The 15493-nt window shown below is 62.1% G+C and carries 9 protein-coding genes and 1 pseudogene; 8 read left to right on the top strand and 2 right to left on the bottom strand.

Going from position 1 to position 15493, the window contains the following annotated elements:
• The first annotated feature begins 54 nt into the window (after window positions 1-54).
• The 3 genes and pseudogenes from M1B35_RS05590 (at window position 55) to M1B35_RS05580 (ending at window position 3404) form a co-directional block, all read left to right on the top strand.
• Window positions 55-1359, top strand: coding sequence for a homoserine dehydrogenase (locus tag M1B35_RS05590; RefSeq protein WP_123336845.1), 1305 nt, complete (start codon window positions 55-57; stop codon window positions 1357-1359).
• 107 nt (window positions 1360-1466) lie between these two features.
• Window positions 1467-2876: a threonine synthase gene (gene thrC, locus M1B35_RS05585; protein WP_123336843.1), complete on the top strand. Its 1410-nt coding sequence runs from the start codon at window positions 1467-1469 to the stop codon at window positions 2874-2876.
• A gap of 241 nt (window positions 2877-3117) precedes the next feature.
• Window positions 3118-3404 (top strand): annotated as a pseudogene (locus M1B35_RS05580) (DUF3509 domain-containing protein).
• A 171-nt stretch (window positions 3405-3575) separates the two neighbouring features.
• Here the strand turns inward: M1B35_RS05580 and M1B35_RS05575 are convergent.
• Both M1B35_RS05575 and M1B35_RS05570 read right to left on the bottom strand, forming a co-directional pair.
• The gene (locus M1B35_RS05575; protein ID WP_268261446.1) at window positions 3576-4415 is read right to left on the bottom strand and encodes a TIGR02285 family protein; all 840 of its coding nucleotides are present in this window, start codon (window positions 4413-4415) and stop codon (window positions 3576-3578) included.
• Window positions 4416-4515: 100 nt separating this feature from the next.
• The gene (locus M1B35_RS05570) at window positions 4516-5715 is read right to left on the bottom strand and encodes a CaiB/BaiF CoA transferase family protein (RefSeq protein ID WP_123336837.1); all 1200 of its coding nucleotides are present in this window, start codon (window positions 5713-5715) and stop codon (window positions 4516-4518) included.
• A gap of 328 nt (window positions 5716-6043) precedes the next feature.
• On the opposite strand from M1B35_RS05570, the gene bacA reads away from it, so the two are divergent.
• From bacA to M1B35_RS05545, 5 genes are all read left to right on the top strand, one after another.
• Window positions 6044-6664 (top strand): biofilm formation regulator BacA, encoded by a 621-nt coding sequence (gene bacA, locus M1B35_RS05565; RefSeq protein ID WP_123336835.1) that lies wholly within the window; start codon window positions 6044-6046, stop codon window positions 6662-6664.
• Window positions 6665-6679: 15 nt separating this feature from the next.
• A complete protein-coding gene (locus tag M1B35_RS05560) occupies window positions 6680-7375 on the top strand; it encodes a PspA/IM30 family protein (RefSeq protein ID WP_268261431.1) in 696 nt (231 codons plus the stop codon).
• A 64-nt stretch (window positions 7376-7439) separates the two neighbouring features.
• A complete protein-coding gene (locus tag M1B35_RS05555; protein WP_123336831.1) occupies window positions 7440-8081 on the top strand; it encodes a hypothetical protein in 642 nt (213 codons plus the stop codon).
• Between the two features lie 35 nt (window positions 8082-8116).
• Window positions 8117-10198 (top strand): flotillin family protein, encoded by a 2082-nt coding sequence (locus M1B35_RS05550; RefSeq protein WP_268261430.1) that lies wholly within the window; start codon window positions 8117-8119, stop codon window positions 10196-10198.
• Between the two features lie 118 nt (window positions 10199-10316).
• Window positions 10317-15464, top strand: a complete 5148-nt coding sequence (locus tag M1B35_RS05545; RefSeq protein WP_268261429.1) for a DNA repair ATPase — start codon at window positions 10317-10319, stop codon at window positions 15462-15464.
• The last annotated feature ends 29 nt before the right edge of the window (window positions 15465-15493 follow it).

Raw genomic sequence — 15493 nt, 5'->3', positions numbered from 1 at the left:
TTGCGGTTGTTTCCACGGCCGACCTTGAGTCGGCCGTTTTATGGGGAGTTCAGAGTGAATCCGGTCAAAGTAGGCATCTGTGGGCTGGGTACTGTCGGTGGCGGTACCTTAAACGTACTTCAGCGTAACGCCGAGGAGATTGCCCGCCGTGCCGGGCGTGGAATCCAGGTAGCGCAAATTGCTACGCGTACGCCAAAGCCTCAGTTCCAGACGACCGGTATTGCGATTACCAACGATGTCTTCGCCGTCGCCACCAACCCCGAGATCGATATCGTCATCGAGCTGGTGGGTGGCTACACCGTGGCCCGTGAGCTGGTGCTCAAGGCCATCGACAACGGCAAGCACGTGGTCACCGCGAACAAGGCGCTGATTGCTGTCCACGGCAACGAAATTTTTGCCAAGGCCCGGGAGAAGGGTGTGATCGTGGCCTTCGAAGCCGCCGTGGCCGGTGGTATTCCGGTGATCAAGGCGATTCGTGAAGGCTTGTCGGCCAACCGCATCAACTGGGTGGCGGGCATCATCAACGGTACTGGCAACTTCATCCTCACCGAAATGCGTGAGAAGGGCCGTACCTTCGAAGACGTGCTGGCCGAGGCGCAAGCCCTGGGTTACGCCGAAGCCGATCCGACCTTCGACGTCGAAGGCATCGACGCGGCCCACAAGCTGACCATCCTGGCGTCCATCGCCTTTGGTATTCCGCTGCAATTCGACAAGGCCTACACCGAAGGCATCACTCGCCTGACCACGGCTGACGTGAACTACGCCGAAGCCTTGGGTTATCGCATCAAGCACCTGGGCGTGGCGCGTCGCACCGACGCCGGTATCGAGCTGCGGGTGCACCCGACCCTGATCCCGGCCGATCGCCTGATCGCCAACGTCAACGGGGTGATGAACGCGGTGATGGTCAACGGTGATGCGGCCGGTTCGACCTTGTTCTACGGCGCCGGTGCCGGTATGGAGCCAACGGCTTCCTCGGTGGTGGCCGACCTAGTGGACGTGGTTCGCGCCATGACCAGCGACCCGGAAAACCGTGTACCGCACCTGGCCTTCCAGCCGGACTCGTTGTCGGATCACCCGATCCTGCCGATCGAAGCCTGCGAGAGCGCCTACTACCTGCGGATTCAAGCCAAGGATCACCCGGGCGTATTGGCCCAGGTGGCGAGCATCCTCTCGGAGCGCGGTATCAATATCGAATCGATCATGCAGAAAGAAGTGGAAGAGCAGGACGGCCTGGTGCCGATGATCCTGCTGACCCATCGGGTTCAGGAACAGCACATCAACGATGCGATCACCGCGCTGGAAGCCCTGCAGGGCGTTGTCGGCCCAGTGGTACGTATCCGCGTCGAACATTTGAATTAATGAAGCAGCGGCAAGCTGCAGGCCATAAGCGGCACGTTGAAAGCTGATCGGCTTTGACTTGTAGCTTGGCACTTGGAGCTTGTCGCTCAAACCAAAGGTTTGCCCCCATGCGCTATATCAGTACTCGCGGCCAGGCACCGGCCCTGAATTTTGAAGATGTCCTGCTGGCCGGCCTGGCCAGCGATGGCGGCCTCTATGTGCCGGAAAACCTGCCGCGCTTCACCCAGGAAGAAATCGCTTCCTGGGCCGGCCTGCCCTATCACGAGCTGGCGTTCCGGGTCATGCGCCCGTTCGTCACCGGCAGCATCCCGGATGCGGACTTCAAAAAGATCCTGGAAGAAACCTACGGCGTCTTCGCCCATGGTGCCGTGGCGCCACTGCGCCAGTTGAACGGCAACGAGTGGGTGTTGGAGCTGTTCCACGGCCCGACCCTGGCGTTCAAGGACTTTGCCCTGCAACTGCTGGGTCGTCTGCTGGACTATGTGCTGGCCAAGCGTGGCGAGCGTGTGGTGATCATGGGCGCTACCTCCGGCGATACCGGTTCGGCGGCCATCGAAGGTTGCAAGCACTGCGAAAACGTCGACATCTTCATCCTGCACCCGCACAACCGTGTGTCCGAAGTGCAGCGTCGGCAGATGACCACGCTGTTCGGCGACAACATCCACAACATCGCCATCGAAGGCAACTTCGATGACTGCCAGGAAATGGTCAAGAACAGCTTCGCCGACCAGAGCTTCCTCAAGGGCACGCGCCTGGTAGCGGTGAACTCGATCAACTGGGCGCGGATCATGGCCCAGATCGTCTATTACTTCCACGCAGCCTTGCAGTTGGGCGGCCCGGCTCGTTCCGTGGCGTTCTCCGTGCCGACCGGCAACTTCGGCGATATCTTCGCCGGCTACCTGGCTCGCAATATGGGGCTGCCGATCAACCAGTTGATCGTCGCCACCAACCGCAACGACATCCTGCACCGCTTCATGAGCGGCAATCAGTACGTCAAGGAAACCCTGCACGCCACCCTGTCGCCGTCCATGGACATCATGGTGTCGTCGAACTTCGAGCGCCTGTTGTTTGACCTTCACGGTCGCAACGGTGCGGCCTTGGCCGGCCTGATGGAAACCTTCAAGCAGGGTGGTGGTTTCAGTGTCGACCAGGACCGTTGGAGCGAAGCGCGCAAGCTGTTCGACTCCCTGGCGGTGGACGATGCGCAAACCTGCGAAACCATCGCTGAAGTCTTTGCCCAAAGCGGCGAGCTGCTGGACCCGCACACCGCTATCGGCGTGAAAGCGGCCCGCGAGTGCCGTCGCAGCCTGGACATCCCGATGGTGATCCTGGGCACCGCGCACCCGGTCAAGTTCCCGGAGGCTGTGGAGAAGGCCGGTATCGGCAAAGCCCTGGAGTTGCCGGCGCACCTGGCCGACCTGTTCGAGCGCGATGAGCGTTGCACCGTTCTGGCCAATGACCTGAAGGCCGTTCAGAGCTTTGTCAGCCAGCACGGCAATCGGGGCAAGCCGCTCTGATTGATTGAACGGCGCTGGTTTGAAAAGCCCGTCTGACGACGGGTTTTTTTATGGGCGCGATAACTGGCCGGTGGTCAGCGGCCAGCCGTTGTTTTATCCCTGTCATCTTTGCCGTGCATGCTCGATAGACTGCAAGCCCTGATGGCTTTTGCACACGACGAACTTTCCTCTCGGGCCGGTGGTCATTTATTGTGGACACGCCCTTAGGCACTTGTTTTCGGACTATTGAGTGGTGATCGAGATGGAAAGTATCAGCCTGTTGTTGGGTGAAGCTTTGAGCCCGTATCAAGTGACTCTGACCCCGTCGGGTGCACACGGCGAATGCCTGGTCACCCTGAAGAACGCGCTGGGCGCGATTGTTGTCGAGCGGGAGGTCAATCAGGCCCAGCTCACCGATAAGCGTTTGCTGACCGATGTGGTCGATGGTCTGCACCGTGATGTGCTGATCGCCGAAGGCGCCTTGAGCCTTGTGTGGTGGCCGCTTTGCGCAATGCTGCCCTGGAGAAAAGCTTCCATCGCGGTAGCTGATCAATTTTTACGGAACCTTCCCGTTGTTTAACCAGTCAGACCCCGTATCAGCAAGAGCGAGCATTGTGCTCCGGTGCTTGTCGCTTGTTGATACGGATCTCTTTGAAGATCACGTTTAACCCCGAGTCGTCTCCCCACTTCTCGGGGTTTCTTTTTGCCTGGCGTTTGGGTTTATTCCCGGGTGTCGCGAAAAAAAGCCGCGGCGTCCTGGCGGTATTCTTCGCGCGTGGTCGGGTCCAGCCAGATGGCATAGAGCTCCACCAGGGTCTTTTCCCGCAGCTCCAGCAAGGTCTGGTTGATGCGCTCGATGGCGTGCTGGCCCTGGGCGGTCTTCGAACACCCCACGTGCACCGATTGATACTTCTGCATGCCCTGGATCGGGTAGAACTCCAGTTCGTCGGGGTTGAGCCCTTGTTGCTGGGCCTGGAAGCGGATTTCGGTCTGATAGCCCAGCAGCGTCTTCAGGCGTCCCAGGCGCTGCATCTGCAGCAGATTGCCAATGGCGCTGTTGCCGTAATGGCTGGTCAGGGCGTCGGCTGGGGCCTGTTGCAAGAGGCTGTCGATCGGTTCCCCGTAGCTGCGCTCGGCAACCACGCCGACGCTGTGGGCGCCACTGGCCAGCAGTGCGCTGAGGTCGACGCGCCCGTCTTTGACAAAGGGTTGCAGGCTCGCATGGTCGCGGCGCAGCACGGCTAGGCCGTTGCTGAAGGCGCGGAAACTGGTCTTGGAAAACAGCAGCCACTGGGCCCGCGCCGGCGTCAGGATCAACGATGGGTCACAGACAAAAGGCTGGTCCTTGAGCATCTGCGTGCCGCGGGCGCGGTTCACGTGGATAACACTGTGCTGGTACTCCGGTAGGCTGGCGATCAGCGCCGGCAGGGTCTGGTCGATGACGCCCTGACCCCGTTGCGGTCCTTCGAAAATCGTGGTCGGCGGCAAGTCCCGCAGCAGCCAGATCAAGGTGTCCTTGGCCTGGCTGAGCTGTGGGTACCCGCTCAACGCCAGCAGCATGGGCAATAGGCGTGTCACGCTTATCTTTGGCCGTCTGCCGGGTGAGTCCATCAGGGGGGATCCTCTATGGAAAAACAATCATCGGGTCGTGGGTGCAGGTCTAGATCGCCCCGTCTGCGCGCAGGCGGCTGATCTGTTGTGCGTCATACCCCAGCGCACTCAGCACCGGGGTGTTGTGTTCGCCGAGTTCCGGGCCCACCCAGTCACAGGAACCGGGTGTCTCTGATAATTTCGGCACGATCCCCGGCATCTTGAAATCTTTACCATCGGGCAGCTTGGCCTGGAGGAACATTTCCCGGGCCAGGAACTGTGGGTCCTTGAACATATCCTCGGCACTGAAGATCCGGCTGGCGGGTACTTCGGCCAGGTTCAATTGATGCAAGACCTGCTCCAGCGGCAGCGAACTGACCCAGCGATCGATCACCCCATACAACTCGTCACGGCGCGTGTCGCGGCCATCGTTGCTGGCCAGCGCCGGGTCGTTGGCCAGGTCTTCGCGGCCGATGATCAGCATGAAGCGCTTGAAGATGGCATCGCCGTTGGCGCCGATCTGTACGTGACGACCGTCGGCGCTGGTGTGGATGGAGGAGGGGGTGATGCCGGGCATGATATTGCCGCTGCGTTCGCGGATAAAGCCGAACACGTCGAACTCCGGCACCATGCTTTCCATCATGGCGAAAATCGCCTCGTACAGCGCCACATCCACCACCTGGCCCTGGCCGCCGTTGACTTCGCGATGACGCAGGGCCATCAGCGCGCCGATCACGCCCCATAGCGCGGCAATCGAGTCGCCGATGGAGATCCCGGTGCGCACGGGCGGGCGGTCCTCGAAGCCGGTGATGTAACGCAAGCCGCCCATGGATTCGCCCACGGCGCCGAAGCCCGGCTGGTCTTTCATGGGGCCGGTCTGGCCGAACCCGGACAGGCGCACCATCACCAGCTTGGGGTTGAGGGCGTGCAGGGTTTCCCAGCTCAGGCCGAGTTTCTCCAGGACGCCGGGGCGGAAGTTCTCGATCAGGATGTCAGCGTCCCCCAACAGTTGCTTGAGGATCGCCAGGCCTTCAGGGTGCTTGAGGTTGAGGGTCAGGGACTGCTTGTTGCGGGCCTGGACGAACCACCACAGGGAGGTGCCTTCATACAGCTTGCGCCACTTGCGCAGCGGATCGCCGCCATCGGGGGATTCGACCTTGATCACCTGGGCCCCGAACTCGGCGCAGATGCGCGAAGCGAAGGGGCCGGCGATCAGGGTGCCGAGTTCGATGACTTTCAATCCGGCGAGGGGCTTGTTGAGGCTATTCATGGGGCGTCCGCGAGGCAGGAAAATCCGCCTAGCCTAGACCATTGAGGGTGCTTTAGGCAGTCGTCGGCCGAGGGCTTTTCCTGGGTGGCCCGGCGGTTTGAGGTTTTTCGGCTTCTCATTCCCATCGGCAGCGGGTTTAATTGCCGCCTGTCATGGAATGTACGCCGTCAAAAAAACCAGGGAGAGGTTCGCGTGTCATGTTCACCATCCCCTTATCTGCTGCTTCCGGACCTGTTCCGGGGTGTTCGGCTGCCTGCGTGTGAATCCCTTCGCATTAATCACATGTGATGTGTTGAAAAAATTACATGTGATGTTTTAGTCTCTGCCCATGCACACCAAGTCCTCAGCCCATTACCAGCGATTATTTCGCCAGCGCCTGCGTGATCAGGGCCTGGTGAAAAAGGAAATCTGGATACTGCCCGAGCATGCCCAGGCGTTGCTGGCAGTGGAAAGACATTTGCGCCAGCCCGCCAACGGTTTGGCCTCTTTGGATCAGGATGGAGAGATCAGCATGCCTCAGGTCTGGAACGCCCCGACGCTCTGCCAGGCTTTGGCTGCCACTGACTTGTTCAGCAGCGGCGAAGCCAGCATCGAATTGCTTGAAGGCGCCGAGCCCAGCTTGCACGTGACCATGCGCGAATACGGTGACCTGCCGTTGTTCGTCGCCGTGCAAGGCGAGCAGATTCTGGTGGAGGCATTGCTCTGGCCCCAAAGCGAGGTGAGCGACGCCAGTGCCTTCAACGAAGAGGTGTTGCTGAGCCGCCAACTGTTCCCGCTGTCGAGCATTGGCCTGGATACGCTGCCGGGCGGCGAGCGCTGCTACATCATGTTCGGCGCCCTCAGCGCGACTTCGATCCTGTCCAACGTGCTGTTTGAAATCGAGACCCTGGCCGGCAACGTGATTCGCGCCACCGAGGCCTACGAAGGTTATCTGCAGGCCCGGGCCTGACTTGGAGGAATGCCCATGAACGTTTGGAGCAAGTTGCTCAGCGCCCTGCGCGGCGGTGTCAACGAAGCCGGCGAAGCCCTGGCGGACAGCCAGGCGCTGCGCATCCTCGATCAGGAAATCCGCGACGCCGACCAGCAGTTGCGTGTGTCCAAGGCGGCCTTGGCGGAAATCATGGCCCGGCAGAAGCTGGCCGCCGAGCGCGCCCAGGGCAGCGCCGCCAAAGTCGTGGAATACGAGAGCTATGCCCTCAAGGCTCTGGACGCCGGCAATGAAAGCCTGGCCCTGGAAGTGGCGGAAAAGATCGCCAATCTGGAGCGTGAACTGGCAAGCGAACGCGAGCAGGCTGAAGCCCTGGCGCTCAATGTCGGGCAACTGCGCAAGGCGGTGAGCCAAACCGAAAGCAACATCAAGCATTTGAAACAACAAGTGGATACGGTCAAGGCCACGGAAAGTGTGCAGAAGGCCCAGTTGGCCGTGGCCCAGCGCTACGGCGGTTCCCAGAGCAAGTTGCACACGGCGGTGGAGTCCTTGGAGCGCATCAAGCTCAAACAGGCCGAGCGCGCGGCGCAAATGGAGGCAGCGGCTGAACTTGCCGCCCAAGGCACTGTCGATGATGCCTTGGATGCCAAGCTGCGGGCGGCGGGCATCGTCGCCGACGACACCAGTGCCAACAGTGTGCTGGAGCGCTTGAGGGCCCAGGGCAAGGCCTGAACGGACGTGTGACAAGGCGTGGCTGTTCGGCCACTGCCGGCTTTTTTCATGGATTAGGAAAGCAATGGAAATCTTTCTGCAGACGGTACTGTCGTTTCCCACCGTGCTGTTCAGCTTCCTGCTGAGCCTGGCGTTCATCTATTGGATCGTCGTGGCCTTGGGCATGGTCGAGGTGGACCTGCTGGACATCGAGGTCGACTCGGTGCTCGAAGGCTCCGGCCATGCCGACGGCCTGGCGGGTTTGCTGATCAAGTTCAAGCTCAACGGGCTGCCCGTCACGGTGGTCCTGACCCTGCTGTTCTTCTTCAGCTGGTTCATCAGCTATTTCACCGAACTCTTCGTCCTCAGCCAGTTGCCCCTGGGGTGGCTGCGTTACCCCCTGGGCGTGCTGGTGGCGGGCGTGGCACTGTTCCTCGCGGCGCCCATCAGCGCATTTATCTGCAGCCCCCTGCGCCCCCTGTTTCGTAAATTGGAAGCCACCACCAGCACTTCGGTGCTGGGGCAGACCGCCGTGGTGCGCAGTGGCCGGGTGACCCTGGAACACGGCGAGGCGGTCCTGGAAAACGGCGGCGCGGGGTTGATCCTGCGCGTGCGGGCCGATGAGAAACATGCATTCAAACGCGGCGATCGCGTCGTGTTACTGGAGTATCTGGAGGCGCAACACGCCTATCGGGTCATTACCGAGGAAGAGTTCCGGGGCATCTGACCCCGACTCCCTCAGATCAAAGGAGATTGATTGGAATGAACTTACCCTCGTTGCTGCCCATCCTGTTCGGGATCGGCCTCGTGGTCCTGGTGGTGGTCGGCCTGCTGGCCCTGTTCAAGGCCTTCTACATCAAGGTCCCGCAAGGCACGGCGCTGATCGTCAACGACATGTCCTCGACGCCCAAGGTGCACTTCACCGGCGCCCTGGTGTACCCGGTCATCCACCTCAAGGAGTTCATGCGTATCTCCTTGATCACCCTGGAAGTCGACCGCCGCGCCAAGGACGGTTTGATCTGCCGCGACAACATGCGTGCCGACATCACCGTGGCCTTCTACCTGCGGGTCAATGAAACCCAGGAAGACGTGCTCAAGGTGGCCAAGGCCATCGGCGTCGACCGTGCCTCCGACCGCGCGGCCGTCAACGAGTTGTTCAACGCCAAGTTCTCCGAAGCGCTGAAGACCGTGGGCAAGCAGTTCGACTTCGTCCAGCTGTTCGAAAACCGCCAGGATTTCCGTGACCGCATTATCGAGATCATCGGCAACGACCTGAACGGTTATGTGCTGGAAGACGTAGCCATCGACTACCTGGAGCAGACCGCCAAGCACTCCCTGGACCCGAGCAACATTCTCGACGCCGAAGGTATCCGCAAGATCACCGAGCTGACGGCGGCGCAGAACGTCATCACCAACGAACTGGAGCGCAACCAGGAACTGGCGATCCAGAAGAAAAACGTCGAGACCCGTGAAGCCTCGCTGTCCCTTGAGCGCCAGCAGGCCGACGCCGAAGCCCGGCAGAAGCGCGAGATCGAAACCATCCGCGCCCGTGAGGAAGCCGAAACCTCCAAGGTCAAGGAAGAGGAACGCCTCAAGGCCGAGCAAGCGCGCATCAATTCCCAGCAGGAAATCGACGTGCGCACCGAGAACCATCAGCGCGAAGTCGAAGTGGCCCAGCAGAACCGCCAGCGCGCCGTGGTCATCGAGGTGGAAAAAGTCACCCGTGCCCGCGATCTGGAAGTGGTTGCCCGCGAGCGTGAAGTCGAGCTGCAACGCATTGAGAAAGAGAAAGCCCTGGAAGAACAGCGCAAGAACATTGCCACGGTGATCCGTGAGCGCGTGGCGGTCGAGAAGACCGTGGCCCAGGAAGAAGAGCGCATCAAGGAAGTGCGTGAAATTTCCGAAGCCGAGCGCGCCAAGCAAGTGGTGGTGATCCAGGCCCAGGCCGAAGCCGAGCAGGACCTGGTGCGCCAGGTCAAGCAAGCCGAAGCCGACGAAACCCGTTCCAAGCACCGCGCCGTGGAAATCAACAACCTGGCCCAGGCCGAACTGGAAGCGGCTGCCAAACAGTCCGAAGCCAAGAAACGCCTGGCCGAAGGCCTGGAAGCCGAGCGCGCTGCGCCTGGCCTGGCCGATGCGCGGGTGCTGGAAGTCACCGCCGCCGCTCAGGAAAAAGAAGGCCTGGCCCAGGCGCGCGTGCGTGGCGAGCAGTTGATTGCCGAAGCCCGTGGCGAGCAGGAAAAAGGTTTGGCTGATGCCCGGGTGATGGAAGCCCAGGCCGCTGCCAAGGAAAAAGACGGCCTGGCCGAAGCCAAGGTCATGGAAGAAAAACTCGGCGCTCAGGCCCGTGGCGAAGAACAACTGGGCGCGGCCAAGGCCAAGGCCACCAAGGACCTGGGTTCGGCCGAAGCCGACGTCTTGCTGCAACGCTTGAACGCCGAAGCCGAAGGCCTGGGCAAGAAGTTCGGTGCCCTCGACGCCCTCAGCGACAGCGCCCGTGCCCACGAAGAGTTCCGCATGCAGTTGGAGAAGAACTTCGAGGAGGCCATGGCTGCCATCGCCGCCAACAAGGAAATCGCCAAGGACCAGGCCGAGGTGCTGTCTGCAGCCCTCAGCAAGGCGAAGATCGAGATCGTCGGTGGCGAAGGCGACTTCTTCAACTCGTTCGCCAAGTCGCTGTCGGTGGGCAAGGCCATCGAAGGCGTGGTGGGCAAGAGCCCGGTGGTCCAGGACGTGCTGGCCCGCCTGCTCAACGGCAAGGCTGCACCGGCAGTCGCTGCTGCGGTAGCGGCCGCTGCCACCGAGCGCAACGTTGAAGTCGAAACACCTGCCGCCGGGGCCTGAACCCCACGCTGATCGGTAGCCGCCCATTCTGCGCACAAGGCCCTTCAAGGTCGTGGCGCGCAGGGTGGGAGGCTGACCGCCGTTTTTTGTACCCCGCCGTAGATCCAGGAAGGCCACGATGTCGGACGCTCAAGTCGCAACTCCACCACAGGATGTATTGGACAAGGCGGTCGCCGAAGGCGGCGCCTATGAGGTGCTGCACAAGCGCCTGCTGGAACAGGGCCAGCGCCTGCGGCAAACCGCCGAAGGGCTCAACCGGCAGCGACTCGAAGAGTTCGGCAGCAGCCACATGGACGTGCTCGGGCGGGTACGGATCCGCACTGAGAACAACTGCATCGCCCGGGACATCGTCCAGGTCGGCGACTGCCTGTTGTTCGGCTACAACGTGTTTATCGGCCTGAAGAAAGAAACCCATGTGGCCGACGTGTTCTCCCTCTACCGGCTGGTGGAGGAGGGCGAAGGCTACGAGGCGGAATCGGTGCCCCTGGAAGGCACATTCCTCAATGCCCAGGGCTTCCTCAACGATTTCAACGAGCTGTACACCTATTACAAGAACACTCGCCTGCTGCAGTTGGCCATCCGTGACGGCAAGCTGCTGGCGAGTTTTCAGATTGGCGAGCGCATCACCGATATTCGAGTGTTCCGCTGGACCATCTCCCTGGATGGGCGCGACGTGCGCTACATCGACAACCGCGGCGAGCGCGACATCGCCTTGCCGGCGCCTTTTGATTTCGAATGGAAGAAGGCCACCCGCGAGATGGCGGTGGAAGGTCGCTTCCCGCACATGAACATCCTCGACACGGTGTTCGTCGAAACCCTCGGCGGCGACCTGACCATCAAGGTCGAGAACAACACCGAGGACGGCCTGGGCATCTACCGCGAAGAGGTGGTGGACAAGACCCAGTCCCTGGACGACGGGCAGATCGAATTCGCCCGCCTGGGCAGCCTGATCCTGCTCAAGGTCCTGCCGTACCGCGAAGAGCAGTGGCGCTACCTGGTGTTCAACAGCCTGACCCGGCAGGTGGAGCGCATCGACGCCATCGGCCTGGCCTGCGTGCAACTGCCCGAAGACCACGGGATTATTTTCCCTGGCGGCTACTACCTGCAGAGCGGCGAGTACAAGACCTTCGAGCAGTCCATGGAAGGCATGCGCTTCAAGCGCTCGGTGCGCTCGCCCAATGGCGAAGACGTGCAGTACATCTTCTACCACCCCGAGCAGGGTCGCTCGGTGCTGCTGACCTACAACATGATCAACCGCCAATTGCAGAACCCGGTGTTTGGCCATGGTTACGCGCGTCTGGAAGACGGGCGCATGGTGATCTTTGCCGCCGAAGGCGACGAGCCGACCCGGGTTCACCCGATGCAGGTCTGGCAGACGCCGTTCTTCACCGACGAGTTCGCTGCCCGGCAACCGGCCCGCAGCGGCTTCCTCGGGCGTATCGGCAATGCCGAGCTGGTGCGCAGCGTCTCCGACCTTTATGACCTGTGCCGCGAGATCGGCACCTCCGCGGTGTCGGTGCAGCGCTACTCCCTGCTGTGCCAGAACACTCGACGCCTGTTCGACGTCTATCACTGGCTGGGCAGCACCGAGCTCGAAGGGCTGGCGCCGCTGCTGCGGGAAATTGCCGCCACTTCCGAACTGGTGCTCGACGAATACGAGAAGGTCGAAAGCATTCGCCGCCAGTCTGGCCAGGCCATGCACAGCGCCGAGGAGAAGCAGAAAGCCCTGCTCGCCGGCTTGTTGGTGGACAGCTGGGACCAGGTGCAGAATTTTGTCGATGCCCTCAACAACATCACCGCCCAGCGCGGCCTGTTGCTGACCATCCGTGAGTACCGCTACATCGACGTGGCGCGCATCGACGCCATGGAAGCCGAACTGCTCAAGGCCCAGGAAACCACCGCCGCCGGCACCGCGACCTTCCTCGCCAGCGAGCAAGCGTTGCAGCCGTTCGTCACGCGTCTGGAAAGCCTCGACAGCGAAGCGCAGAAAGCCGAAACCGTGGCGCAACTGGCCGAGCCGCTGGGGGCCTTGCAGGCCATGGCGGCCGACCTGGACATGCTCTCCAGCCTGATGGCGTCGCTGCAGATCGACGACGCCACCCAGCGCACCCGGATCATCGAATCCATCTCGGAAATCTACGCCCGCCTGAACCAGGCCAAGGCCCGTGCCGAGCAGCGGCGCAAAGGCCTGGGTTCCACGGAAACCGTGGCCCAGTTCGGTGCCCAGTTCAAACTCTTCAGCCAAGGCATCACCAACGCCCTGGGCCAGGCCCAGGACCCGGAGCGTTGCGACGAACAACTGTCGCGCCTGCTGGTGCAGTTGGAAGAGTTGGAAAGCCGTTTCGGCGATCACGAACAGTTCCTCGGTGACATCCTCAGCAAGCGTGAGGAGTTGCTGGAAACCTTCGAGGCCCACAAGCAATCCCTGCTCGACGAGCGCCAGCGCAAGGCCCAGGGCCTGCTGGACGCCGCGCGGCGGATTCTCGACAGCCTGACCCGACGCACTGCCAAGTTCACCCAGGCCGAAGAACTCAATGCCTTCTTCGCCGCCGACCCGCTGATCCTCAAGTTGCGGGAGCTGGCCGAGCGCCTGCGCGAGCTCAAGGACAGCGTCAAGGCCGATGACGTCGAGGCGCGTCTCAAGGGCGCCCGCGACCAGGCTGTGCGTGCCCTGCGCGACAAGACCGAGCTGTTCGAAGAGGGCGGCAACGTCATCAAGCTTGGCCCGCGTCATCGCTTCAGCGTCAACACCCAGGAGCTGGACCTGACCCTGATGCCCCGGGGCGACGAGCTGCACCTGCACCTCACCGGTACCGATTTCCTCGAACCCCTGCGCGACCCGGAACTGGAAGCCCTCAAGGACTTCTGGCAAGTGGCGCTGGAGTCCGAGTCGGCAACCCTGTACCGCGCCGAGTACCTCGCTGGCCAAGTGCTGGAGGCCGCCGATGCCGGGCAGGAAGGCCTGAGCCTGGACGGCCTCAAGCCGCTGCTGGCGCAACCGGACGAACTGGCCCGGGTGATCCGCGACTTCGCCGCGCCGCGTTACAAGGAAGGCTACGAGAAGGGCATCCACGACCATGACGCCGCGGCGATCCTGGTGCAGTTGCTGCCCCTGCGCGAGAGCGCCGGGCTGTTGAGCTACAGCCCGGCGCCACGTGCCTTCGCCAGCCTGTTCTGGGATCAGCAGCGCAGCCTTGAAGGCCCGGCGCAATGGCCCGAGCGGGCGCGTACCAGCCGGCACATCCAGCAACTGTTTGGTCGCCGTGAAGGGCTGCGCCAGTTGCAGGAAGAGATCCTCGCGACCATGCAGGCGTTCCTCACGCAACAGCCGTTGGGGCTGGCTCCCGCGGCGATCAACGAGGCTGCCGAGTACCTGGTGCAGGAGCTGGCCGCCGAGCGCATCGAGTTCACCTTCAGCAAGTACGCCAAGCAGTTGCAGGAAGGGCTCAAGTTGCGCCTGCAGGGCGCGCGCATGTGGGACGACTACCAGCAGGCCCTGGGCCGGCTGGCCGAGCGTCCGGCGGCGCAGTGGGCGCTGGCGGCCAACTGGCTGCAGGGCCTGTGCACGGCCGGCGAGTTCGCCGAGCTGGCGGCCTATGTGCCCGAAGCCGTGGCCCTGTCGCTGTTGAGCGATGACCTGGCCAAGCGCATCACCGAGGTGGACCTGCGCTTCGCCGTCGACAACCTGATGGGCGAGCACCCGCGCATCCAGGAGCGTCGCCTGTCCTTGGCCGTGGATGATTTCTTTGCCCGCCTGCGCGCTCACCGCCAGCAGTTCCTGCCGGGCCTGCAGCGCTACCAGGCGCTGCGCCAGGGCATCATCGGCCGCGAGCGCGAGGCCTTGCGCCTCAGTGAGTTCAAGCCGCGGCCACTGAGCTCGTTTGTGCGTAACAAGCTGATCAACGACGTCTACCTGGGCGTGATCGGCGACAACCTGGCCAAGCAGATGGGCACCGTGGGCGAAAACAAGCGCACCGACCTGATGGGCTTGCTGATGCTGATTTCGCCGCCGGGCTACGGCAAAACCACCCTGATGGAATACGTGGCGCATCGTCTGGGCCTGATCTTCATGAAGATCAACGGCCCGGCCCTGGGCCATGAGGTGCGTTCCCTGGACCCGGCCCAGGCGCCGGACGCTACCTCGCGCCAGGAACTGGAGAAACTCAACCTGGCCCTGGAAATGGGCAACAACGTGATGCTCTATGTCGACGACATCCAGCACACCCACCCCGAGTTCCTGCAAAAATTCATTTCGCTGTGCGACGGCACCCGGCGTATCGAAGGCGTGTGGAAGGGGCGCACCAAGACCTACGACATGCGCGGCAAGAAGTTCTGCGTGGTGATGTCCGGCAACCCGTACACCGAGTCCGGCGACGTGTTCAAGATCCCCGACATGCTGGCCAACCGGGCCGATATCTATAACCTCGGCGACACCCTGGGCGGCATGCAGGAATCCTTCTCCCTGAGTTACATCGAGAACGGCCTGACCTCCAACCCGGTGTTGGCGCCGTTGGCCACCCGCGACATGGCCGACGTCTATCGCTTTGTCGCCAAGGCCGAAGGCAAGCCGTTCTCCAGCAACGAGCTGAGCTACAGCTACAGCGGCGCCGAGATCAACGAAATCACCACCACCCTGCAGCGCCTGATGCAGGTGCGTGACGTGGTGCTCAAGGTCAACCAGCAGTACATCGCCAGTGCCGCCCAGGCCGACCAGTACCGCACCGAGCCGCCGTTCAAGCTTCAGGGCAGCTACCGCAACATGAACAAAATGGCGGAAAAAATCTCGGCAGTGATGAACGATGCCGAGCTCCTGCAACTCTTGGCCGACCACTACCAGGGCGAGTCCCAGCTATTGACCACTGGCGCCGAGGAAAACCTGCTCAAGCTTGCCGAGTTGCGCGGCAATCAGACGCCGGAGCAGCTGGAGCGCTGGGCGCAGATCAAGCGCGACTTCCAACGCAACCGGTCCATGGGTGGCAGCGACAGCGACGTCGGCAGCCGCGTGGTGGCCCAGCTCAATGATTTGGTGGAAGGCGTGCGTGGCCTGGCCCGTCCGCCGGAACAACAGGGCATGCGCGAAGTGCTGGAAAACCTCTCCGAGCACCTGGAGAACAGCTTCCTGCCGCTGATCAAGGTCATGCACAAGAAGATCGACGTCGACCTGCACAGCCACCAGCGTGTCAGTGACATCGCCACTCGTCTCGACGAACTGAGCCGTATGCTCAGCCATGGCAATGTTCCCACCCTCAAGGACCCCCAACCTTAAGCGCCGGTTTACCGACCCATAGCCAAGGA

This window comes from Pseudomonas morbosilactucae, assembly GCF_023241665.1.
GTDB classification, from domain to species: Bacteria; Pseudomonadota; Gammaproteobacteria; order Pseudomonadales; family Pseudomonadaceae; genus Aquipseudomonas; species Aquipseudomonas morbosilactucae.
This window is presented reverse-complemented; position numbering and strand designations above follow the sequence as displayed.

What these genes read in the sequence shown, in the direction of transcription:
- M1B35_RS05575 (WP_268261446.1), bottom strand. Translation starts at nt 4,415, where the DNA reads ATGCTGCTGGCGTTGAGCGGGTACCCACAGCTCAGCCAGGCCAAGGAC.
- bacA (WP_123336835.1), top strand. Translation starts at nt 6,044, where the DNA reads ATGCACACCAAGTCCTCAGCCCATTACCAGCGATTATTTCGCCAGCGC.
- M1B35_RS05570 (WP_123336837.1), bottom strand. Translation starts at nt 5,715, where the DNA reads ATGAATAGCCTCAACAAGCCCCTCGCCGGATTGAAAGTCATCGAACTC.
- M1B35_RS05545 (WP_268261429.1), top strand. Translation starts at nt 10,317, where the DNA reads ATGTCGGACGCTCAAGTCGCAACTCCACCACAGGATGTATTGGACAAG.
- M1B35_RS05550 (WP_268261430.1), top strand. Translation starts at nt 8,117, where the DNA reads ATGAACTTACCCTCGTTGCTGCCCATCCTGTTCGGGATCGGCCTCGTG.
- M1B35_RS05560 (WP_268261431.1), top strand. Translation starts at nt 6,680, where the DNA reads ATGAACGTTTGGAGCAAGTTGCTCAGCGCCCTGCGCGGCGGTGTCAAC.
- thrC (WP_123336843.1), top strand. Translation starts at nt 1,467, where the DNA reads ATGCGCTATATCAGTACTCGCGGCCAGGCACCGGCCCTGAATTTTGAA.
- M1B35_RS05555 (WP_123336831.1), top strand. Translation starts at nt 7,440, where the DNA reads ATGGAAATCTTTCTGCAGACGGTACTGTCGTTTCCCACCGTGCTGTTC.